Source organism: Comamonadaceae bacterium OTU4NAUVB1, from assembly GCA_024372625.1.
Taxonomy (GTDB): domain Bacteria; phylum Pseudomonadota; class Gammaproteobacteria; order Burkholderiales; family Burkholderiaceae_C; genus Variovorax.
The window spans coordinates 2,772,936-2,795,497 of record CP099605.1; the positions used below are offsets into that span (position 1 = coordinate 2,772,936).

General features: G+C 71.5%; 17 protein-coding genes, 1 tRNA gene and 3 pseudogenes. 10 read left to right on the top strand and 11 right to left on the bottom strand.

The genetic code is table 11. The features are described 5' to 3' along the window. The first annotated feature begins 8 nt into the window (after positions 1–8). On the top strand, positions 9–2,570 hold the full coding sequence (locus tag NF681_16430) for a DUF3772 domain-containing protein (protein UST53867.1): 2,562 nt from the start codon (positions 9–11) through the stop codon (positions 2,568–2,570). Positions 2,571–2,594: 24 nt separating this feature from the next. Here NF681_16430 and NF681_16435 read toward each other — a convergent pair whose 3' ends face one another. Beyond that, on the bottom strand, positions 2,595–2,873 hold the full coding sequence (locus tag NF681_16435) for a hypothetical protein (GenBank protein UST53868.1): 279 nt from the start codon (positions 2,871–2,873) through the stop codon (positions 2,595–2,597). A 105-nt stretch (positions 2,874–2,978) separates the two neighbouring features. On the opposite strand from NF681_16435, the gene hemA reads away from it, so the two are divergent. From hemA to NF681_16460, 5 genes are all read left to right on the top strand, one after another. Then, positions 2,979–4,268, top strand: a complete 1,290-nt coding sequence (hemA, locus tag NF681_16440; GenBank protein ID UST53869.1) for a glutamyl-tRNA reductase — start codon at positions 2,979–2,981, stop codon at positions 4,266–4,268. 149 nt (positions 4,269–4,417) lie between these two features. After that, positions 4,418–5,506, top strand: a complete 1,089-nt coding sequence (gene prfA, locus NF681_16445) for a peptide chain release factor 1 (protein UST53870.1) — start codon at positions 4,418–4,420, stop codon at positions 5,504–5,506. Further along, on the top strand, positions 5,503–6,444 hold the full coding sequence (gene prmC / locus NF681_16450; protein ID UST53871.1) for a peptide chain release factor N(5)-glutamine methyltransferase: 942 nt from the start codon (positions 5,503–5,505) through the stop codon (positions 6,442–6,444). Before prfA ends, prmC begins: the two co-directional genes overlap by 4 nt. A 36-nt stretch (positions 6,445–6,480) precedes the next feature. Further along, on the top strand, positions 6,481–6,810 hold the full coding sequence (gene grxD, locus NF681_16455; GenBank protein UST53872.1) for a Grx4 family monothiol glutaredoxin: 330 nt from the start codon (positions 6,481–6,483) through the stop codon (positions 6,808–6,810). Positions 6,811–6,913: 103 nt separating this feature from the next. Continuing rightward, positions 6,914–8,200, top strand: a complete 1,287-nt coding sequence (locus tag NF681_16460) for a hemolysin family protein (protein ID UST53873.1) — start codon at positions 6,914–6,916, stop codon at positions 8,198–8,200. A gap of 6 nt (positions 8,201–8,206) precedes the next feature. On the opposite strand, the gene NF681_16465 is transcribed toward NF681_16460, so the two are convergent. Together NF681_16465 and NF681_16470 are read right to left on the bottom strand one after the other, a co-directional pair. Then, on the bottom strand, positions 8,207–8,854 hold the full coding sequence (locus NF681_16465) for a lytic transglycosylase domain-containing protein (protein ID UST53874.1): 648 nt from the start codon (positions 8,852–8,854) through the stop codon (positions 8,207–8,209). Continuing rightward, a complete protein-coding gene (locus tag NF681_16470; GenBank protein UST53875.1) occupies positions 8,851–10,599 on the bottom strand; it encodes a proline--tRNA ligase in 1,749 nt (582 codons plus the stop codon). The genes NF681_16465 and NF681_16470 overlap by 4 nt, the downstream gene beginning before the upstream one ends. Before the next feature lie 191 nt (positions 10,600–10,790). Between NF681_16470 and NF681_16475 the strand changes: the two genes are divergently transcribed. Further along, entirely contained in the window at positions 10,791–11,471 is a 681-nt protein-coding gene (locus NF681_16475) for an RNA pyrophosphohydrolase (GenBank protein ID UST53876.1), read from the top strand. Further along, complete coding sequence (locus NF681_16480; GenBank protein UST53877.1) at positions 11,443–11,970, top strand: CNP1-like family protein; 528 nt, start codon at positions 11,443–11,445, stop codon at positions 11,968–11,970. The genes NF681_16475 and NF681_16480 overlap by 29 nt, the downstream gene beginning before the upstream one ends. A 33-nt stretch (positions 11,971–12,003) precedes the next feature. On the opposite strand, the gene proB is transcribed toward NF681_16480, so the two are convergent. The 4 genes from proB to rplU form a co-directional block, all read right to left on the bottom strand. Further along, positions 12,004–13,167: a glutamate 5-kinase gene (gene proB / locus NF681_16485; GenBank protein UST53878.1), complete on the bottom strand. Its 1,164-nt coding sequence runs from the start codon at positions 13,165–13,167 to the stop codon at positions 12,004–12,006. Beyond that, positions 13,164–14,219, bottom strand: a complete 1,056-nt coding sequence (gene obgE / locus NF681_16490; protein UST53879.1) for a GTPase ObgE — start codon at positions 14,217–14,219, stop codon at positions 13,164–13,166. The genes proB and obgE overlap by 4 nt, the downstream gene beginning before the upstream one ends. 96 nt (positions 14,220–14,315) lie before the next feature. Beyond that, the gene (rpmA, locus tag NF681_16495; protein ID UST53880.1) at positions 14,316–14,585 is read right to left on the bottom strand and encodes a 50S ribosomal protein L27; all 270 of its coding nucleotides are present in this window, start codon (positions 14,583–14,585) and stop codon (positions 14,316–14,318) included. Between the two features lie 15 nt (positions 14,586–14,600). Continuing rightward, positions 14,601–14,912: a 50S ribosomal protein L21 gene (rplU, locus tag NF681_16500; GenBank protein UST53881.1), complete on the bottom strand. Its 312-nt coding sequence runs from the start codon at positions 14,910–14,912 to the stop codon at positions 14,601–14,603. Between the two features lie 186 nt (positions 14,913–15,098). On the opposite strand from rplU, the gene NF681_16505 reads away from it, so the two are divergent. After that, positions 15,099–16,091, top strand: a complete 993-nt coding sequence (locus tag NF681_16505) for a polyprenyl synthetase family protein (protein ID UST53882.1) — start codon at positions 15,099–15,101, stop codon at positions 16,089–16,091. A 49-nt stretch (positions 16,092–16,140) separates the two neighbouring features. Beyond that, positions 16,141–16,217: transfer RNA gene (locus tag NF681_16510), tRNA-Pro, on the top strand. A 53-nt stretch (positions 16,218–16,270) separates the two neighbouring features. On the opposite strand, the pseudogene NF681_16515 reads toward NF681_16510, so the two are convergent. The 4 genes and pseudogenes from NF681_16515 to NF681_16530 form a co-directional block, all read right to left on the bottom strand. Continuing rightward, positions 16,271–18,958: pseudogene (locus NF681_16515) on the bottom strand (response regulator). A gap of 291 nt (positions 18,959–19,249) precedes the next feature. Next, positions 19,250–19,525, bottom strand: a pseudogene (locus tag NF681_16520) (Hpt domain-containing protein). Positions 19,526–20,493: 968 nt separating this feature from the next. Then, positions 20,494–21,525, bottom strand: a pseudogene (locus tag NF681_16525) (methyl-accepting chemotaxis protein). A 466-nt stretch (positions 21,526–21,991) separates the two neighbouring features. Next, positions 21,992–22,534 (bottom strand): chemotaxis protein CheW, encoded by a 543-nt coding sequence (locus tag NF681_16530; GenBank protein UST53883.1) that lies wholly within the window; start codon positions 22,532–22,534, stop codon positions 21,992–21,994. Positions 22,535–22,562 lie beyond the last annotated feature (28 nt).

Sequence of the window (22,562 nt, forward strand, 5' to 3'; positions counted from 1 at the left end):
TGTCATCGATGAGAACGACCTCCGGACCTTCCGCCTTCCTCGCCCTTCTCCTTGTCTGGCTGACGCTCGCCCTGGGCGCGCCGGCCGCCGCGCAGCAGCCCGCGACGGCCCAGACCTCCCAGCCGGCGGCGACGGCCGGCGAGGCCGCCCCGGTCGAGCCCGAGGTCACCGTGCCCGCGCTGCGCAAGCGCCTCGACCAGCTGCCGGAGAACGTCGACGACAACGCGGACGTGCCGCGCCTGATCGGCGAGACACAGGACATCGTCGCGCAGGCGCAGCGCTTCGTCGCCTCGCGCGACGGGCAGCTCGCCGACCTGAACGCGCGCCTGGGCGAACTCGGCGCCGCGCCGGCGGCCGGCGCGACCGAGGCGTCCGACATCACGCGCCAGCGCGCGACGCTGGAGAAGGAACGCAACGCGCTCGACGCCGACATCCGCCTGGCCCGCCTGGTCGCCGTCGATGCCCAGCAGCGCACCGCCGACCTGCAGGCGCGGCGCCGCGCGCTGTTCGAGGCACGCATCCTGGAGCGCGTGGAGTCGCCGCTGGGCGCGGCCTTCTGGCGGCGCATCGGTGCGGCGTGGCCCACCGACCAGGCGCGCCTGCGCGGGCTCGGCAACGACCTGCGCGGCGGGCTCGCCAGCGCCTGGCGCGAGGACGGTCTCGGCCTGTTCCTGGCGTCCCTCGCCGGCGCGCTCCTGCTGGTCGTGCTGGGCAGCTGGGCCGCCGAGCACGCCCTGATCAAGCTGGCGGTGCGGGTCTTCCCGGTCGGACGGCTGCGGCGCTCGCTGCTGGCCGTCGCCACCGTGCTGTCGACCACCGCCATCACCGCGCTGGGCACCGAATGGGCCTGGCAGGCGCTGCTGCGCCAGGGCGACTGGTCGGCCGTCGCCCAGGGCCTGGGCGATTCGGCGGCCCGGCTCGCCGCCTTCGTCGGCTTCGTCGTCGGCCTGGGCCGGGCGCTGCTGGCCAACCACCGCACCAGTTGGCGCCTGCCGCCCATGTCCGACGCCATCGCCTCGCGCCTGGCGCCGCTGCCCTGGGTGATCGCCGGGGTCTCGACGCTGATCTGGGCGGTCACGCAGGTCAACACCGCCGTCCAGGCGAGCCTGGCGGCGGTCGTGGCCACGCACGCGCTCACCGCGCTCGCGCTGGCCGCGCTGTCGACCTGGATGCTGCTGCGCTTGCGGACCTCCAGCGTCGTCGACGCGGCGGGCGGCACGGCGGCCGTGGCCGCTGCGTCAAATGCATCGAGCCGGTCCGGCGCGCCGGAGGCGAAGCCCGCCGCACGCACCGACGACGATGCCCCGCCGACCGAACACGAGGCGGTGGCCGCGGGCCGGCCCCTGTGGGTGGGCATCGTCACCGGCGTCATGACGGCGGTGACGATCGCGATCTGCGTGCTGGTGGCGCTGGGCTTCGTCTCGCTGGCGAGCTTCGTGGCCAGTCAGCTGACCTGGACGGGGATCGTCGCCGCCGCGGCCTACCTGCTGTTCAAGTTCGCCGACGACCTGTTCATGGCGCTGCTGTCCTCGCGCGGGAGCACCGGCCAGCGGCTGCACAAGAGCTTCAACATCGCGCCGCACACGCTCGACCAGGCGGCCGTGGTGCTGTCGGCGGTCAGTCGCGTCACGTTGTTCTTCTACCTGGTGATCGCCCTGCTGGCGCCGCTGGGCACCACGCCCGACGAGCTGTTCCAGCGCAGCGGCGCCGTCGGCGCGAGCCTGAAGGTCGGCCAGTTCGAACTCGTGCCCGGCGCGCTGCTGGGGGCCTTCGCGGTGCTGGTGGGCGGCTTCGTCGCCATGCGCGTGGCCCGGCGCTGGCTCGACGACAGCTACCTGCCGACCACCACCCTGGAGCCGGGCATGCGCAGCTCGCTGCTCACGCTGCTGGGCTACGTGGGCGGGGCGGTGGTCATCGGCTCGGCGCTGTCGGCGCTGGGCCTGGGCATCGAGCGCATCGCCTGGGTGGCCAGCGCGCTGTCGGTGGGCATCGGCTTCGGCCTGCAGGCGATCGTGCAGAACTTCATCTCCGGGCTGATCCTGCTGGCCGAGCGGCCGGTGAAGGTCGGCGACTGGGTGGTGCTGGGCAACGCCGAGGGCGACGTGCGCCGCATCAACGTGCGCGCCACCGAAATCCAGCTGGGCGACCGCTCCACCCTGATCGTGCCCAACTCGGAATTCATCACCAAGACGGTCCGCAACATGACGCTGGTCAACGCCGAGGGCCGGGTGCTGATCCGCCTGCCGATGCCGCTGACCACCGACGCCAACCTCGCCCGCGAGGTGCTGCTCGCGGCCTGCACCGGACACGCCGGGGTGCTGAAGACGCCGGAGCCTTCGGTCTCGCTCGACGGCATCGAGGGCGGATTCCTGATCTTCCAGGTGATCGCCTACGTCGCCAGCCCGCGCCTGGCCGGCGGCGTGCGCAGCGAGCTGCTCTTCACGATGCTCGACGAGCTGCGCCGGCGCGACCTGCCGCTCGCGGCCTACGCCGCGGCGGCGGCGCCGACGCCGGTGGCGCCGCAGTCGGCATCCAGCCCGTTGCCGCCGCCCTCGGCCCCGGCGGGCTGAAGGCGCCGTGGCCCTGTCGCGGTGCTATTTCCAGGACCGCGAGAGCGCCCATTGCGCGCTGGCGCCCACCCCCACCAGTGCGACGTAGCTGGCCATCCGGCCGTCGCGTCCGAAGACCCACAACCCGATCGCCAGCACCGCCACCCCGGCGACGGCGTTGAGCCCCACCTGGACCCAGAACCCGGGCGCGCCGGCGTCGCGGGGCAGCATCCAGCGCGCGGCCAGGGCCAGCGCGAGCGCCAGGAACAGGGCCGGGGCGACGAAGTTCAGCAGCGAGAGGGAAAGGAGGTGGGCGACGGACATGGGACGGGCCGCTCGGGCCTCGAAATGGTGCATTCCGCAGCCCCGGCGCGGGGCATGCGCGGCGTCCGGCGGACGGGACGACGACAAATTTTATAATCGGGGACTATGTCAGTCTGGGCCCTCGGCTTGAACCACACGACCGCGCCGCTCGATCTGCGCGGTCGTTTCGCGTTCGCCGTCGATCAGATCCCCCCGACCCTGAACAGCCTGCGCGAGTCCTTCGCCTCGGGCCGTCATCCGGACGTCGAGGCCGCCATCATCTCGACGTGCAATCGCACCGAGATCTACTGGGTGTCGGACCACCAGGCCGCGCTCGACCACACCGTCGGCTGGCTGGCCGACAGCGGCGGCGTCAGCCGCGACGTGCTGCGCTCGCACACCTACACCCTGCACGACGACGCCGTCGCCCGCCACGCCTTCCGCGTCGCCAGCGGGCTCGATTCCATGGTGCTGGGCGAGGCGCAGATCCTCGGCCAGATGAAGGACGCCGTGCGCGCCGCCGAGACCGCCGGCGCCCTGGGCAGCACGCTCAACCAGCTCTTCCAACGCTCCTTCGCCGTCGCCAAGGAAGTGCGCACCGCCACCGAGATCGGCGCGCACTCCATCAGCATGGCCGCCGCCGCCGTGCGCCTGGCCGGCCAGTTGTTCGAGGACCTGCGCGAGACGCGCGTGCTGTTCGTCGGCGCGGGCGAGATGATCGAGCTGGCCGCGACGCACTTCGCCGCCCGCCAGCCCAAGTCGATCACCATCGCCAACCGCACGGCCGAGCGCGGCGAGCGGCTCGCCGCGCGCTTCGGCGGCCAGGCGATGCGGCTGGCCGACCTGCCCGCGCGGCTGGCCGACTTCGACATCGTGGTGAGCTGCACCGCCAGCACGCTGCCGCTGATCGGCCTGGGCGCGGTCGAGCGCGCGCTGCGCCAGCGACGGCACCGCCCGATGTTCATGGTCGACCTGGCGGTGCCGCGCGACATCGAGCCGGAGGTCAAGGACCTGGAGGACGTCTACCTCTACACCGTGGACGACCTCGCCGCCGTGGTGCAGCAGGGCCAGGCCAGCCGGCAGGCGGCGGTGGCCCAGGCCGAGGTCATCATCGACGCGGGTGTCGAGAGCTTCATGCAGTGGCTCGGCCAGCGCGGCACGGTGCCCCTGATCCGCCAGCTCAATGCCCAGGCCGAGGAATGGCGGACGCTCGAGCTGGCGCGCGCGCGCAAGCTCCTGACCCGGGGCGAACCGGTCGAGGCCGTGCTCGAGGCGCTGGCGCGCGGGCTGACCCAGAAGATGCTGCACGGCGCCATGGCCGAACTCAACGCCGGCGACGCCGAGGCGCGCGAGCGCACCGCGCAGACCGTCTCGCGCCTGTTCCTGCGCGGCGACGCCACGCGCAAAGAGCGTTAGCGACACGGTCCCGCCGCCTTGGCGTCCCCGCCGAGGCGCCAAGGCGGCCGGCGCGGCGGCACCGCCGTCCGCCCCGTCGCTTCAAGGCGTCGCGTCGCCACCGAAACTTCCTCGTCCCCGTCTTCCCGCCCCGTCCTCCGAGGTCCGCCGTGAAACCCTTCCTCCGTCACCAGCTCGAGCGCTACGTCCAGCGCCTGGGCGAACTCGACTTCCTGCTCTCGCGCGAGGACATCATGGCCGACATGGCGCAGTACCGCGCCATCTCGCGCGAGCATGCCGAGGTCACCCAGATCGCCGGGCGCCACGCCCGCTTCGTGCAGCGCGAGGCCGACCTGGCCGGGGCGCGCGAGATGCTGGCCGACCCCGAGATGGCCGAGATGGCCCGCGAGGAGATCGCCGAGGCCGAGGCCGACCTGGTCCGGATCGAGGACGACCTGCAGCGCCTGCTGCTGCCCAAGGACCCGGACGACGCGCGCAACGCCTTCCTGGAGATCCGCGCGGGCACCGGCGGTGACGAATCGGCGCTCTTCGCGGGCGATCTGCTGCGGATGTACACGCGCCACTGCGAGCGCGCCGGCTGGCGCTGCGAAGTCGTCAGCGAAAGCCCGAGCGAACTCGGCGGCTTCAAGGAGGTGGTGATCCGCGTCGTCGGCGACGGCGTCTTCGGCCAGCTGCGCTTCGAGTCCGGCGGCCATCGCGTGCAGCGCGTGCCGGCCACCGAGACGCAGGGGCGCATCCACACCAGCGCCTGCACCGTGGCCGCGCTGGCCGAGCCCGACGAGGCGCTCGCGGTGCAGATCAACCCGGCCGACCTGCGCATCGACACCTACCGCGCGAGCGGCGCCGGCGGCCAGCACATCAACAAGACCGATTCGGCCGTGCGCATCACGCACCTCCCCACGGGCATCGTGGCCGAGTGCCAGGACGACCGCAGCCAGCACCGCAACAAGGCCAAGGCGCTGCAGGTGCTGTCCGCGCGCATCCAGGAGAAGGACCGCAGCGAACGCGCCGCCAAGGACGCCGCCCTGCGCAAGGGCCTGGTGGGCAGCGGCGACCGCAGCGACCGTATCCGCACCTACAACTTCCCGCAGGGCCGGCTCACCGACCACCGCATCAACCTCACGCTCTACAAGCTGCAGACCATCATGGAAGGCGACCTGGGCGACGTGCTGGCCGCGCTGCGCGCCGCGCGCGAGGCCGAGCAGCTGGCCGAGCTCGAATCGAGCCTGCCGGCATGAGCGCCCCGACGCTCGCGCAGGCCCTGCGCGACGCCGCGCGCGCGGGCCTCGGCCGGCTCGACGCCCAGCTGCTGCTGCTGCACGCCCTCGGGCGGCCCGTCCACGACCGCGCCTGGCTGTTCGCCCACGACGACGACGCATTGCCCGAGCCGGCGCGCGCGCGCTTCGAGGACCACGTCGCGCGCCGCGCCGCCGGCGAGCCGGTGGCCTACCTGCTGGGCGAGAAGGAATTCCATGGCCTCGCGTTGCGGGTCGATGCCCGCGTGCTGGTGCCGCGCCCGGACACGGAGGCGCTGGTGGAATGGGCGCTGGCGCTGCTGGACGCGCCGGCGGTGGCGGTGGCGGCGGGCGACGCCCCCCGGCATGGATCGTCCGGACCTTCGGTGCTCGACCTGGGGACCGGCAGCGGCGCCATCGCCCTGGCATTGCAGCGGGCCCGGCCCGGCGCCCGGGTCGACGCCGTCGACGCGAGCGCCGACGCGCTGGCGGTGGCGCGCGACAACGCGGTGCGCCTGGGCCTGCCCGTGCGCTTCGCGCAGGGCGACTGGCTCGACGGCGCTCCCGCCGCCGCCTACGACCTGATCGTCTCCAACCCGCCCTACATCGCCATCGGCGACCCGCACCTGCCGGCGCTGGCGCACGAGCCGGCAGCGGCGCTGGTGGCGGGCGCCGACGGCCTCGACGATCTGCGCCGCATCGTGGCGTCGGCCCCCGCCCGCCTGCGCGACGGTGGCTGGCTGCTGCTCGAGCATGGTCACGACCAGGCCGGCGCGGTGCGCGCGCTGCTGGCGGCGCGGGGCTTCACGCACGTCGCGAGCCGCCGGGACCTCGCCGGCATCGAACGCTGTTCCGGAGGCCGGCGCGCCGGGCCGCCCGGGCGGTCCGCCGACGAGGACTTGGGCCGCGCGACGGGCAGCGCCGGCGCCACGGTGAAATAATCCCCGCAGTCCATTCTTCCCTTCAGGAGCCCTCCCATGCCCGATTCCCAGCAACGCATCGACGACCTCGTCAAGACCAACGACATCGTGCTCTTCATGAAGGGCAACGCCAGCTTCCCGATGTGCGGCTTCTCCGGCCGCGCCATCCAGATCCTCAAGGCCATCGGCGTCGACACCAAGTCGCTCAAGACGGTCAACGTCCTGGACGACGCCGAGATCCGCCAGGGCATCAAGGAATACAGCAACTGGCCCACGATCCCGCAGCTCTACGTCAAGGGCGAGTTCATCGGCGGCTCGGACATCATGATGGAGATGTACGAGTCGGGCGAGCTGCAGCAGGTCGTCGTCGGCGGCGGCGCGGCCTGAGCGGCCGCCCGGCGCCGGCCGGGCCCGCGGCATCCCCCCGTGCCCGGCCGGGCCCCGCGGACGTTCCGGGGGCCGGGCACGCGCCGGCCCCTTTCCTTCTCCCATGAGCCTGATCCAGAGCCTGCTGCTCATCGCGGCGCTGATCGTCACGAGCGCCTTCTTCTCGCTCGCGGAGATCACGCTCGCGGCCTCGCGCCGCCTGCGGCTGCGCCAGATGGCCGACGAGGGCGACGCGCGCGCCGAGCGCGTGCTGCGCGTGCAGGAGCAGCCCGGGCACTACTTCACCGTCGTGCAGATCGGCCTGAACGCGGTCGCCATCCTCGGCGGCGTGGTCGGCGAAGGCGCCCTGAGCCCGTACTTCGCGCGCCTCTTCGCGCTGTGGCTGAGTCCCGAGACCGCCGCCGGCGCGGCCTTCGCGGCCTCCTTCGTCACCATCATCTCGGTCTTCCTGGTGTTCGCCGACCTGTTCCCCAAGCGCCTGGGCATGAGCGAGCCGGAGCGGCTGGCGGTGCGCATGGTGGGACCGATGCAGGTGCTCATCACCACCTTCAAGCCGCTGGTGTGGCTGTTCACGCGCAGCACCGACGGCCTCTTCAAGCTGATGGGACTGCCGCTGCACCGCGTCGAGCAGATCACCTCGGCCGACATCCTCGCCATGACCGAGGCCGGTGCGCGCGCGGGCGTGCTGGCGCTGCGCGAGCAGCAGGTGATCGCCAACGTCTTCGAACTCGACACGCGGCTGGTCAGCAGCGTCATGACGCCGCGCGAACGCGTCGCCTGGTTCTTCGACGACGACCCGGAGTCGGTGCTGCGCGCGCGCATCGTGGCCGAGCCCTTTTCCGCCTACCCGGTGTGCGACGGCGACATCGACCACGTGCTGGGCTACGTGGATGCCAAGGACATGTTCCAGCGCGTGCTCAGTGGCCAGCCGCTCGCGCTGGACCAGGGGGTGCCATTGCACAAGGCGCTGGTGGTGCCCGACCGGCTGTCGCTCACCGAGGTGCTGGAGCAGTTCCGCCAGGCCCGCGAGGATTTCGCCATCGTCGTCAACGAATACAGCCTGGTGGTGGGCGTGATCACCCTGAACGACGTCATGAGCACCGTGATGGGCGACCTGGTCGGCCCGCAGGACGAGGAGCCGCAGATCGTGCGGCGCGACGAGCGCTCCTGGCTGATCGACGGCGTGACGCCGATCCAGGACGTGCTGCGCGCGCTGGAGATCGACGCCCTGCCCCACCCCGACGAGTACGAGACCCTCGCGGGCTTCCTGATGACGATGCTGCGCCGCGTGCCCAAGCGCACCGACAGCGTGACCTGCGCCGGCCACACCTTCGAGGTGATGGACGTCGACAGCCATCGGATCGATCAGGTCATGGCGACCCGGCTCTGACGGGCCTCAGGCGTCGGCGCGGTCCTTGAATTGCCAGAGGCGCTGATTGGCGAAGACGGCATCGGGGTACGGCGCGCGGCCACGGCTGCCGTTGTAGCGCCCGAGCGTGAGGAAGAGATCGCCGCGCTCGCGGTCGAGGTAGTGGCGCAGGATGACGCAGCCGAAGCGCAGGTTGGTCTGCATGTGGAAGAGCTTGGCCGGGTCGGCGTCGCCGATCACGCGGGTCCAGAACGGCATGACCTGCATGTAGCCGCGCGCGCCGGCGCTGGAGACGGCGAACTTGCGGAAGTTGCTCTCGACCTGCACCAGCCCCAGCACCAGGCTCACGTCGAGCCCGGAACGCTTGGCCTCGTACCAGGCGGTCTGCAGGAATTCGATCCGCGTCGCCGCGTCGGGCAGCTTCTTCTTCAGGCGCTCGCTCATCTCGCCGAGCCAGCGCAAATGCGCGAGCCGTGCCTCGGTGCTGGCGAACTCGGGCACCGGCGGCGCGTTGTTGCGGACCGCCGAACTCAGCGCCGTGCGCACCGAGTCGATCAGCGGCTCCTCGATCTGCGCACCGGCCCGGGCCTGCCGCGGCAGCGCCGCCAGCCACGGCGCCAGGACCGCGCCGGCCGCGCCGCCGAGGCACTGGCGCCGCGACGGCCCCGGGCTCATTTCGCGCCGAGCCGCTTCTCGATGAAGCTGGCGATCGCGGCGACCGGCACCTTGGTCGCGGCGGTGTCGCGGCGGCCCTGGTACTCGACCTCGCCCTCCTTCAGCCCCCGGTCGGAGAGCACCACGCGATGCGGCACGCCAATGAGTTCCCAGTCGGCGAACATCGCGCCCGGGCGCTCGCCCCGGTCGTCGAGCAGGACGTCGACACCGGCCGCGCGCAGTTGCTCGTAGAGCGATTCGGCCGCGGCCTTGACCTCGGCGCTGCGGTCCATGCCGATCGGGCAGACCACCACCGTGAACGGCGCGATGGCGTCGGGCCAGACGATGCCGCGCTCGTCGTGGTTCTGTTCGATGGCGGCCGCCGGCAACCGGGTGATGCCGATGCCGTAGCAACCCATCTCCAGGAACTGCGGCTTGCCGCCCTCGTCGAGAAAGGTGGCGCCCATCGGCTTGCTGTACTTGGTGCCCAGGTAGAACACGTGGCCCACCTCAATGCCGCGTTCGATGGCCAGCACCCCCAGGCCGTCCGGCGAGGCGTCGCCGGCGACCACGTTGCGCAGGTCGGCCACGAGGTCGGGCTCGGGCAGGTCCCGGCCCCAGTTGACGCCGGTGACGTGGACGTCGGGTTCGTTGGCGCCGCAGACCCAGTCGGCCATGACGGCGACCTCGCGGTCGGCCACCACCTTCACCGGCCGGACCAGGTCCAGCGGGCCGAGGTAACCGGGCCGGCAACCGAAATGGTCCTCGATCTCCGCCGTCGTCGCGAAGCGGAAACCCTGGTCGAGACCGGGCAGCTTGCCGACCTTGATCTCGTTCATGTCGTGGTCGCCGCGCAGCAGCAGCAGCCAGACCTGCGCGCCCGCCGCGTTGCCGGCGGCGTCGAGCCTGTCGGTGGCGAGCACCAGCGACTTCACGGTGGCCGCGAGCGGCACACCCAGCAGTTCGGCGACGTCGGCGCAGGTGCTCTTGCCCGGCGTCGGCGTCTTCGAGCGCGGCTGCGTCGCCGCGCCGCGCGGCCCGGTGGGCGCCAGCGCCTCGGCCTTCTCCATGTTGGCGGCGTAGTCGCTGTCCGGGCAATAGACGATGGCGTCCTCGCCGGTCGCGGCGATGACCTGGAACTCCTCGCTCAGGTCGCCGCCGATGGCGCCGCTGTCGGCCGCCACGGCGCGGTAGCGCAGTCCGAAGCGGTCGAAGATGCGGCGGTAGGCCTGCGCCATGACCTGATAGCTGGCCTTGGCGGCGTCCGGACTGCGGTCGAAGCTGTAGGCGTCCTTCATGATGAATTCGCGCCCGCGCATCAGGCCGAAGCGCGGCCGGCGCTCGTCGCGGAACTTGGTCTGGATCTGGTAGAAATTCCTCGGCAACTGCTTGTAGCTGCGGAATTCCTGGCGCGCGATGTCGGTGACGACCTCCTCGCTGGTGGGCTGCACGACGAAGTCACGGTCGTGGCGGTCCTTGATGCGCAGCAGTTCCGGACCCATGGCCTCGAAGCGGCCGGTCTCCTGCCACAGCTCGGCCGGCTGGATCACCGGCATGGTGAGCTCGACGGCGCCGGCGCGGTCCATCTCCTCGCGCACGATGGCCTCCACCTTGCGGATCACGCGCAGGCCCATGGGCATGTACGTGTAGACGCCCGCGCCGAGCTTCTTGATCATGCCGGCGCGCATCATGAGGCGATGGCTCGCGACCTCGGCGTCGGCCGGTGCTTCCTTCAGGGTGGAGACAAAGAAACGGGAAGCTTTCATCGATCGCGTTCGGAAAAAGAGGAGGGAGGAAAGCGTCGCGACGGGGATTCCGGGACCTGCGACCGGGCGGCGGAGACCCGACCTTCCCGGACCGCACCGATGGCACGACGGTGGGTTCACTGCCGACGAGACAGGCCACGAATGTGGCCCGGCATGCATAATCAAAGCAGTTTAAAAATTGGGGTTTGATTATGCTCGACCGTGACGGCTTCAGGCCCAACGTCGGCATCATCCTGCTCAACCAGAGAAACCAGGTTTTCTGGGGCAAACGCATCCGAACCCACTCCTGGCAGTTTCCGCAAGGCGGCATCGACCGTGGCGAGAGTCCCGAACAGGCCATGTTCCGGGAACTGCATGAAGAGGTGGGGCTCCATCCGGAGCACGTGCGGATCATGGCCCGTACCCGCGACTGGTTGCGCTACGAGGTGCCGGATCGCTTCATCCGACGCGACGCACGTGGCCACTACAAGGGCCAGAAGCAGATCTGGTATCTGCTGCAGCTGGTCGGCCACGACTGGGATTTGAACCTGCGCGCCACCGACCATCCGGAATTCGACGCCTGGCGCTGGCACGACTACTGGGTGCCGCTCGACGTCGTGGTGGAGTTCAAGCGCGGTGTCTACGAGATGGCATTGACCGAGCTGTCGCGCTACCTGCCCCGCCAGGATTTCCGCAACCGCTTCATGCGCGTCAATCCGCGTGGACGCGAGTTAGACCGGTTCGCGCCCGCGAACGGTCTGGACCCGCATTTCGACCTGCCTCCGGGCGCCACCTTCGACCCGGATCCCAATGCCAGCATTCCACATCCCGCCAACGATCCGCCACCCCTCGCCGCGTCCGCCGATGCGTTCGGCACGCCCGACGACCGCTAGGACCCGTCGCCTCGCGACGACCCTGCTGGCCATCGGCCTGGCTTGCGCGGCCGGTGGTGCTACGGCACAGCTCTTCGGCAACACCGACTGGCAGGAAAGTCCGGCCCCGCCGCCGCCCGCCTTCGATGTCGACCGGCTGGTGCCGATCGGCATGCCGGGCTACATGACGCTCGAGTTCGGCGTCGATCCCGCGACGATCGTCGTCACGCCCGACGGCGTCGTGCGCTACGTGGTCGTGGCACGCAATCCGGCGGGCGGCGCGGTCAACGCGTTCTACGAAGGCGTGCGCTGCGCCACGGAGCAGATGAAGGGCTATGCGCGTTCGAGCGGCGGCGGCTGGGAGGCGGTGGCCGACCCGCAATGGAAATCCTTCCGCGCGATGAATTCGAGCTACACCCGGGCGCTCGCCCAGCAGGCGTTGTGCCGGGGCGGGGTGCCGCGCAGTTCGGTGGCACTCATGATCGGTCGCCTGAAGAACCCGGTCCGAGAGACGGACTGATCGGGCGCGCCGCGGCACGCGCGTCGGCCTCGCTCAGCGGGACGCGGCGTCCCTCGTCAGCACCATGTTGTCGCGGTGCACCATCTCGGGCTCGGCCGCATAGCCCAGCAGCCGTTCGAAATCGGCCGAGGGCCTGCGGCACAGCAGCCGGGCCTCGGCGCTCGAATAGTTCGCCAATCCACGCGCCAGTTCGATGCCCTGCGGATCGCGCACCGCGATCACGTCGCCGCGCGAGAAGTCGCCCTCGACGGCCGTCATGCCGATCGGCAGCAAGCTCTTGCCCTCGCCGCGCACCTTGTCGGCCGCGCCGCCGTCGACCGTGACGGAGCCGCGCAGTTGCAAGTGGTCGGCCATCCAGCGCTTGCGTGCCTGGTGCTTGGCGGTCTGCGCCACCAGCAGCGTGCCGATGGCCTCGCCGCGCATCAGGCGCAGCAGCGCGTCCGGCTCGCGACCCCAGGCGATGACGGTCGATGCGCCGGAACCCGCCGCACGCCTGGCCGCCAGGATCTTGGTGATCATCCCGCCGCTGCCGATCGCCGAGCCGACGCCACCGGCCATCGCTTCCAGCGCCGGATCGCCGGCGACGGCTTCGTGGACGAACCGGGCGTCGGGATCGCGCCGCGGATCGGCGGTGAAGAGGCCCTTTTGGTCGGTCAGGATGACCAGCACGTCGGCCTCCACCAGATTGGCGACCAAGGCGCCCAGGGTGTCGTTGTCGCCGAACTTGATCTCGTCGTTGACGACGGTGTCGTTCTCGTTGATGACCGGCACCACGCCCAGCTTGAGCAAGGTCAGCAGGGTCGAGCGCGCATTCAGGTACCGCTCGCGGTCGGCCAGATCGGCGTGCGTGAGCAGCACCTGCGCGCTGCCCGCGCCATGTTCGCGCAGCTTGGTCTCGTAGATCTGAGCCAGGCCCATCTGGCCGACGGCGGCGGCGGCCTGGAGCTCGTTGATCTCCTTGGGCCGCGTGCGCCAGCCCAGGCGCTTCATGCCCTCGGCGATGGCGCCGCTCGACACCATCACCACCTCTCGACCGTCGCGCATCAGCGCGCCCAGCTGGCGGCACCATTCGCCGATCGCCGCGTCGTCCAGGCCGCGGCCCTCGTTGGTGACGAGGCTGGAGCCGACCTTGACGACGATGCGCCGCGCGTTGCGCAATGCCGCCGTGCCGGAGGATGCGTTCGGCGGCGCGCTCATGCGAAGCGCGGGTCGATGTCCGCCGGTGGCTGCTCGGCCACCTGCTGCGCCTTCACGTGCTGGTAGACGGCCTGCACGAGCGGCTCGCAGCCTTCGCGCGTCAGGGCCGAGATCTCGAAGACCGGACCCTTGAAACGCATGCGCTTGACGAAGTCCTTCACGCGCGCGGCGCGCTCGTCGCCGGGCACCATGTCGAGCTTGTTGAGCACCAGCCAGCGCGGCTTGGCATGCAGGCCGGCGTCGTATTTCTTGAGCTCGCCGATGATGGCCTTGGCCTGCGCGACCGGGTCCACGCCCTCGTCGAAGGGCGCGATGTCGATCACGTGCAGCAGCAGCCGCGTGCGCTGCAGATGGCGCAGGAACAGGTGACCGAGCCCGGCGCCCTCGGAAGCGCCCTCGATCAGACCCGGCAGATCGGCGACCACGAAGCTCTGTTCGGGGCCGACGCGGACCACGCCCAGGTTGGGGTGCAGCGTGGTGAAGGGATAGTCGGCGATGCGCGGCCGGGCGTTGGAGATGGCGCTGATCAGGGTCGACTTGCCGGCGTTGGGCATGCCCAGCAGGCCGACGTCGGCCAGCACCTTCAGTTCGAGCTTCAGGCTCTTCTTGTCGCCGGGCCAGCCGGGCGTCTTCTGGCGTGGCGCGCGATTGATGGCGCTCTTGAAGCGCATGTTCCCGAAGCCGCCGTCGCCGCCCTTGGCGATCATCACCATCTCGCCCGGGACCAGCAGTTCGTAGAGCACCTCGCCGGTCTCGGCGTCGCTCACGATGGTGCCCACGGGCATCTTGAGCACCACGTCGTCGCCGGCGGCGCCGAACATGTCGGAACCCATGCCGTGCTGGCCGCGCTTGGCGTCGTGGCGGCGCGAGTAGCGGAAATCGACCAGGGTGTTGAGGTTGATGTCGGCCACGGCGAACACGTGGCCGCCACGGCCGCCGTCGCCCCCGTTGGGGCCCCCGAATTCCTTGTACTTCTCATGACGGAACGACACGCAGCCGTTGCCGCCATCGCCCGCGGCGATGTCGATGAAGGCTTCGTCGACGAACTTCATGATGGACTCAGTCTACAAATGAGGTGCCGCACGGCGCGCGGCGAAAAACGAAGAAGCCCCGACCAGCGGGGCTTCGATCCGATCTGGACGACGCGCTCAGGCTTGTGCAGCCGCCGGCGTCACGCTGATCGTGTGCTTGTTCAGCGAACCCTTGAAGCCGAAGGACACATGGCCCTCGACCAGGGCGAACAGCGTGTGGTCCTTGCCCACGCCGACGTTCGCGCCGGGGTGGAACTGGGTGCCGCGCTGGCGCACGATGATCGAGCCCGCGCTGATCAGTTCGCCGCCGAACGCCTTCACGCCGAGCATCTTGGGCTTGGAATCGCGCCCGTTTCGCGTTGAGCCGCCGCCTTTTTTCTGTGCCATGGTGTGAGCTCCTGCTTAACCGGCGATCGCGCCGATTTGCAGTTCGGTGAACTGCTGGCGATGGCCTTGACGTTTCTGATAATGCTTGCGACGGCGCATCTTGAAGATGTGCACCTTGTCGTGCAAGCCGTGGGACAGCACCGTGGCTGTGACCGTTGCGCCGGACACCAGGGGCGTGCCGATCTTGATGTCCGAGCCGTTGCCGACTGCGAGGATCTGATCGATCACGATTTCCTGGCCTACGTCCGCAGCAATCTGTTCTACTTTAATTTTTTCGCCGGCGGCAACGCGATACTGCTTGCCTCCGGTTTTTATGACCGCGTACATGTTGACCTCTTGGGGGAAATGGTTCCGCGGCGAATTCCGCAGAGCCCAAGATTCTAGCATGTGATGGGTCCCGCCGGCTTGCGCCCGGTCCGCTCCGGGAGCCGGACGCATCGCGCTCTTTATAATCGACGCGTTCTGGCCGTTCGCGCCGGCATCCCTCCTTCGCCGTACCCAGGCGCCCTCGTTTTGCCAGTTTCCGATACCGACAACTCCTCCACCGCCGCCATCCTCGGCCTCATCGCCGACGACATGGGGCAGGTCGATCGCGTGATCTCCGAACGGCTCGACACCGGCGTGCCCCTGGTCAGCGAGGTGTCGCGCTACATCATCTCGGCCGGCGGCAAGCGTCTGCGTCCGGCGCTGCTGCTGCTCATGAGCGGCGCGCTGGGCTACATCGGCGCGCAGCGCTTCAACATCGCGGCGGTGGTGGAATTCATCCATACGGCCTCGCTGCTGCACGACGATGTCGTCGACGAATCGACGCTGCGCCGCGGCCGGCCGACCGCCAACGAATCCTTCGGCAACCCCGCCAGCGTGCTGGTGGGCGACTTCCTGCATTCGCGCGCCTTTCAGATGATGGTCGACTGCAACGACATGCGCGTGATGCAGATCCTGGCGGATGCGACCAACGTCATCGCCGAGGGCGAGGTGCTGCAGCTCATGAACATGCACGACGCCTCGCTCGACGAGGAGGCCTACCTGCGCGTGATCCGCTCCAAGACGGCGAAGCTGTTCGAGGCCAGCACCCGCGTGGCCGCCGTGCTGGCCAAGGCGTCGCCCGAGATCGAGGAAGCCTGCGGCACCTACGGCCAGGCGCTGGGCACGGCCTTCCAGGTGATCGACGACGTGCTCGACTATGCCGGCGACGCGAGCGAGACCGGCAAGAACCTCGGGGACGACCTGCGCGAGGGCAAGACCACCCTGCCGCTCATCCTCGCCATGCAGCGCGCCGACGCCGAGGAGGGCGGGCTCATCCGCAAGGCGATCGAGGCCGGCGACGCCACGCAACTCGAGCGCATCGTCGAGATCGTGCGTGCCACCGGCGCGCTCGATGCCACGCGCGCGGCCGCCGCGGCCGAGGCGCAGCGCGCGATCGACGCGTTGACCGGACTGCCCAGGAATTCGTACACGCAAGGTTTGCTACAATTGGCGGCTCAGCTGCTTGAGCGCCGCGCCTGATCGGTCTTCCGTTGCGGAAGCGCGATGCGGCCCTCTCGCGAGACACCATCGGGGTGTAGCTTAGCCTGGTAGAGCGCTACGTTCGGGACGTAGAGGCCGGAGGTTCGAATCCTCTCACCCCGACCAAGAAATCGAAAAGCCCAAGTGGATCGCACTTGGGCTTTTTTCGTTTCAGGACCTCACGATGCCCGGCCGGCGTCGTCTGCGGGAATGCAGCCACGCACCAGCCTCAGCAATTCGTCTTCGGCATAGGGTTTGCCGATGTAGTGGTTCACCCCCAGGCGTTGCGCATGCTCGCGGTGCTTGGGCGCGATGCGGGAGGTGATCATGACGATCGGCAGGCCGGCGAGCGCCGCGTCGGCGCGGATGTGGCGCGCCAGGTCGAAGCCGTCCATGCGCGGCATCTCGATGTCGGAGAGCACGACGTCCGGACGCTCCTGGCGCAGCACCTCCAGCGCGTGCAGGCCGTCGGCGGCCAGCGCGACACGGAATCCCTCGCGCTGCAGCAGGCGCTGGGTCACGCGGCGCACCGTCAGCGAATCGTCCACCACCAGCACCAGTGGCGTGGTCGGCGCCTGCGGGCCGGGGCCCGTGCCGGTGACGGCCGTGTTGCCGGCCTGCAGGCGCCAGGCCGCTTCGCCGTGCACGTCGGCGAGGGCGACGGGGTTGTAGATCAGCGCCACGGCGCCCGACGACAGCACCGAAGCGGCGGCCATGCCGGCCAGCCGCGAAAGCTGCGGGCCGAGGTTCCTCACCACGACATCCTGGTTGCCCTGCACCTCGTCGACATGCAGGGCCACGCGGCGCGCGGCGCTCCTCACGACGACGACGAAATGCGTGCGCACGGCGAACTGGTCGCTGCGCGCGGACGCCTGCAGCAGCGCCCCCGCCCAGTAGAACGGCACCGGTTCGCCTTCGAAGACATGGTGGCGCCCGGCATACGCGGCGCCCAGATCGTCGGCGCTCACGCGCTGCACCCGCTCGACCAGGTTCGACGGCACGCCGATCGTGGCGTCGCCGGCGCGCAGCATCACCACGTGCGTGACGGCGGTGGTCAGCGGCAGCACCAGCTTGAAGCAGGTGCCCTGCCCCGGCGTGCTGTCGGTCTCGATGCGTCCGCCCAGCGCGGCGACGCTGGTGCGCACCACGTCCATGCCAATGCCGCGTCCGGACAGTTCGGAGACCTCCCCCGCCGTGGAGAACCCGGGCGTGAAGATGAAATCCGCCGCCTGATCCGGCGTGAGCCGGGCCGGGCCGGCGACGAGGCCCAGGGCGCGTGCGCGCTCGGCGATGCGCGGCACGTCCAGGCCGCCCCCGTCGTCGCGAAAGCTCACGGCGACGTCGTTGCCTTCCTGCTGGAGGTCGATCGCGATCAGGCCCGCCGGTGGCTTGCCGGCGCGCTCGCGCACGCGGGCGTCCTCGATGCCATGGGCGACGCCGTTGCGCAGCAGGTGTTCGAAGGCCGGCGTCATGCGTTCGAGCACGCCACGATCGATCTCGGTGGAACCCCCGTGGATGTCCAGCCGAACCTGCTTGCCGCTGTCGCGCGAGGCCTGCCGCACGACGCCGTACAGCCGCTCGGCGATGCTCTCGAACTCCACCATGCGCGTGCGCAGCAGGTCGCGCTGCAGTTCGCGCGTCTGGCGCGCCTGCGAGCCCAGGGCGTCCTCGCTGCCCTGCAGGCTTTTTTGCAGGGCGCGCTGCACCGTGGCCACGTCGTCCACCGATTCGGCCATCATCCGCGTGAGTTCCTGCACGCGGGTGAAACGGTCGAATTCGAGCGGATCGAAGCCCTGCTGCGAATCCTTGGCCTGCGCCAGGCGCGACTGCATCTGGCTCTCGGCCTGCAGCTCGACGTCGCGCAGCTGCTGGCGCAGGCGATCGAGGTTGCCGGTGAGGTCGCCCAGGGAGGCGCGCATCTGCGCCAGCCCGGTGACCAGCCGCGAGCGCGTGACGACGACCTCGCCGGCCTGCGCCACCATCCGGTCGAGCAACTGCGTGCGGATGCGCACGGTCTGGCTCGCCGCGGCCTGCGGAGACGGGGCTTCCGCCGGAACGGCATCGGCGCCGGCGTCCACGCCTTCGATGCCGGCACCGGCTCGCAGGTGGTCGAGCGCCGACTGCAGCGCGTCGAAGCGCTCGAACAGTTCGTCGATCGCTCCCGGAGTGACCGTGGCCTTGCGCCGCGCCAGCAGTTCGATGGCCGATTCCATGCGATGCGCGCGCTCGCCCAGGCGCATCGCGCCGGCGAGCCGCGCACCGCCCTTGAGCGTGTGCAGCGTGCGCAACGCGAACGCGCGCGGCGCGTCCGCGCCCGGCTGCCGCGCCCATTCACGCAACGCGCCGCCGAGCTGGTGGAGCAGTTCGACCGCCTCCTCCTCGAACACCGGAAACAGGTCGGCGTCCACGGCGTCGGTGGTGTCGAAGGGGTCTTCGCCCGGCAGCAGCGCCACCGTCGCACGGGCCGACGGCGCGGTCCGGGCGGCCGTGATCGCGTCGAGCGCCTGCAACGTCGAGGGCGCGGCCGCGTCCAGGAACCCGGCGGCGAACCGGTGCAGCAACCGGCGCAGCTCGTCCACGCCCGCGACCACCGCCGCGTCCTGCAGGGCGGTGCCACGCCCCTGGCGGCGCAGCTGCTGCAGCGCGCGTTCGACCGAGCGCGCCAGCGCCGCCAGGTCGCTCAGGCCGAGGGTCGCGGAGCTGCCCACGAGCGCGTGCGCGAGACCGATCGCCGAAGCGGCCACCGGCCGGCGCGCGTCGCCTGCCCAGGCGGCCACCTCGGCGGCCAGGTCGCTCGACCAGACCTCGGCCTCGGCGAGGTAGACGTCGTGCAGCCGACGCTCGATGCGCAGCGGCCCCACCACCCTCGCGTCGCCGTCGCCGTCGCCGTCGCCGTCGCCGTCGCCGTTGCCGTTGCCGTTGCCATCGCCATCCTCGCCCGCCAGGCCGGCCTCCTCGCCGGGCCGTGGCCGAGCCGCCCGTTCCCGCCCGGCGCGACGCGGCGCCGTGGCCGGCGCCTCGCCCTGCAGGGCGTCGGCCGCCTCGCGGAACGGCGCCGCGCGCCAGTCCTGCGCCCGTCCCGCCCCGATGGCGTCGATCCACTGCGAGAACTCCCGCAGCGCCGTCCGCAGGGCCGCGAGCAATTCCGGCGTCGCCGGGCGCTGGTCGGCCAGCCACGTGTTGAGCAGCTGTTCGAACGCCGCCGCCGCCTCGCCCAGCTCCGTGAGCGAGACCATGCGCGCGCTGCCCTTGAGCGTGTGGAAGGCGCGACGCAGCGCGGTCATGCGCGCGGCGTCGGCAGCCTCGGCGGCCAGGGCGGCGACGGCGGCGTCGGCGTTGCCCAGCACCTCGCGCGCCTCGTCGAGGAAGATGGCGCGCAGTTCGTCCTCCTCCTCGTCGTCGGCGGGCGTGGCGCCGGTGCCGGGGCTGGGCATGTCGGCGGCCGACGCCGACGCAGACATCGGCACCGGCACCGGCACCGGCGGGGACGATGGCGCAGCGCCGCCGCCGTCCACCGCCGCCGCTTCCGACGCCGCAGCCCGCAGCGCGCCGGTCGCCGCGTCGAAGACGAAGGCGCGCCGCGCCAGCGCCGGCTGGTAGCCGAGGCGGTCGACCAGCAGGCCGAGCGCGTCGAGGTTGCCGCCCAGGGCATCGACGTCCTGCGGCCGCACGTCGTCCTGCGCGGCGTCGGCGTCCCGCAGGCGCCGGACGTCCTCGTGCATGCGCCGCGCGGCCTGCGCGCCATCGACCAGGCCGAGCACCGACAGCGCCCCGTCGAGCGCGCGCAGTTGCGCCAAGACGGCGTGCAGCGGCGTGCGGGTCTCGGGGCGGCGATAGAAGCGGTCGAGGCCGCGCCCGATGTCGTCCAGGCGGGCGCGCAGTTCGGCCAGCGCCGGCCCGCTCACCTCGGCATGGCGCACGAAAAGCGCGAAGTGGTCGGGGGTCGGCGTCGGGCGGTCGGCGGCCAGCGCCTCCAGGTGCTCGACCAGCGCGCGCCCGGTGCGCTCGATGGCCGCCAGGTCGGCTTCGTCGGCCTCGCGCGCGGCCGTTCCAGCCGGCGTCGCACGGGTTTCGGCGGGCCCCATCCAGGCGCGGGCCGCCGCCTCGATGGCCGAGGCGATGCGCGCGGGCGCCGGCCGGTTGACCATCGCGAGCACGCCACCGGCCTGCCGCAGCGCCTGCAGCGCGGCCTGCGGCGACCCGGCGGCATCCGGCGGACGCTCGCCGGACCCCACGCCTCGCAGGGCCCGCGGGACGCCGTCGAGCGCGGCGCGCAACTCGTCGAGCACCCAGCCGAGCGATTCCCGGTCGTCACCGGACGGGACGCCCCGTTCGCCATGGGCGTCGGCGGGATTCCGGCCGGGATCGCGAGGGGTGTCCAGCACGTGCGGCGCTCCGGGCTTCACGCGATCTTGAAGCGCGCGACCGACAGGCGCAGCTCCTCGGCCATGTGGGAGAGTTCGCGCACCTGCTTCGCGGTGGTGCGCGTGCCGTCGCCGGTCTGCTCGGTGACGGCGAAGATGTGCTGGATGTTGGCCGCCACGACGTTGGCCGACGCCGCCTCGTGCGAGGCCGAGCGCGTGATCTGCTCGATCAGCTCGGCCAGCCGGCGCGAGACGCGGTCGATCTCCGACAGCGCCGTGCCGGCATGGTCGGACAGCCGCGCGCCCTCGACCACGCCCTGCGTCGAGCGCTCCATGGCGCCGACGGCGTCCTGCATGTCGGTCTGGATGGCGCGCACCAGCGCCGCGATCTGGCGCGTGGCGTCGGCCGAACGCTCGGCCAGGCGCTGGACCTCCTCGGCCACCACCGAGAAGCCGCGTCCGGACTCGCCCGCCGACGTCGCCTGGATCGCGGCATTGAGCGCCAGCACGTTGGTCTGCTCGGTGATGTCGGAGATCAGCTCGGTGATCTCGCCGATCTCCTGCGAGGATTCGCCCAGGCGCTTCAGGCGCTTGGCGGTGTCCTGGATCTGGTCGCGGATCGCGTTCATGCCGCCGATGGCGTCCTCCACCGCCCGCAGGCCGGACGAGGCGGCCTGCAGCGACTGGCGCGCCACCGTGGCCGATTCCTGCGACTGGGAGGCCACCTCGTTGATGCGCTCGGCCATCGTCAGCACCGCCTGGCCGGTCTCGCGGATCTCGCGCAGCTGTTCGGTCGACGCGGCCAGCAGCTCGGTCGACGTGCTCTCGACCTGGGAGGTGGTCTCGGCGACGCGGCCGGCCGTGTTCTGCACGTTGCTCACCAGCAGGCGCAGTTCCTCGACGGTGTAGTTGACCGAATCGGCGATGGCGCCGGTGATGTCCTCGGTGACGGTGGCCTGCTGCGTGAGGTCGCCCTCGGCCACCATCTGCAGCTCGTTCATGAGACGCAGGATGGCGGCCTGGTTGGCGGCGTTGACGCGGCTGGCCTCCTCGCCCAGGCGCTCGGCCTCGGAGCGGGTGCGCTCGGTGGTCGCGATCCGCTCGCGCCCGGCGCGCGCCTGCGAGAAACCGGCGGTGGCGGCCATGGCGAGCGCAACCAGCGGCAGCAGCCCGAGGCCGGCGACCGTGGCCAGGTCCAGGCCGGTGCGCGCGGCGTGCAGCAGCAGGAAGCCGGTGACCACCAGCAGCAGCAGCACCGCGACGGCCAGCGCGATGGCGAACGGACTGCGCGTGCGCGCCGTGGCGAAGTCGGGGCGCGCGTCCTTGCGCTCGGTCGCCGTGGTGTCGTCGTGCAGCACGCCGGACGACAGGATCGGGTCGCCAGCGGCGGTGGTGGTGGACGTCGCGACCGGGGCGCCGCCGGGGGCGTCGGCCGCGTGCGCGGGCGGGGACGGCGCCACGGGCGGGTTCGCAGGCGCGGGGTCGTTCGTCGGGTTCACGGTCGGTTCCTTGGGAAAGCGGTCGGTCGTCATGCGCTCAGACACCCACGCTCAGGAAGCGGGGGTACCGGGCGAGCGCCTGCAGGTCGAGCACCCGCCAGCGCAGGCCGGTCGCGTCGACGCAGCCGCGGGCGCGCCAGGCCGGCGTCTCGCCGGGCCCCGCGTCGGCCTCGCCGCCGGGCAGGGGCTCGAACAGGTCGGCGCCGCGCAGGCCGAGCACGCGGTCGACCTGCAGCGCGCAATTCACCTCGAAGCGCGAATGCAGCGCGATCAGGCGCGAGGGCGCGGCGGACGCGGCCTCCACCGGACGGCGCGGCGCGTGGGTCTCCTGGGGGTCGGCATCGGCCGCGATGAAGGCGTCCAGCCGCGCCACGCCGTAGAGGCCGCCGCGCAGGTTGGCCACGCCCAGGAACCACGCCAGGGTGTGCGGCACCGGCTGCGGCACGGTCCAGGGAAAGATCTCCCCGGTGTCGCCGAGCGCCAGCAGGCAGTGGTGAGGTCCCGCCTCGACGGCCAGCCAGGCGGCCGGCGCGGCGTCGGCGGCGGGAAGCGGGGCGCGGGTCGGGTCGCTGGAGGCCATGGGCGGGCGGTGGGGTTCGGGAGGAGCC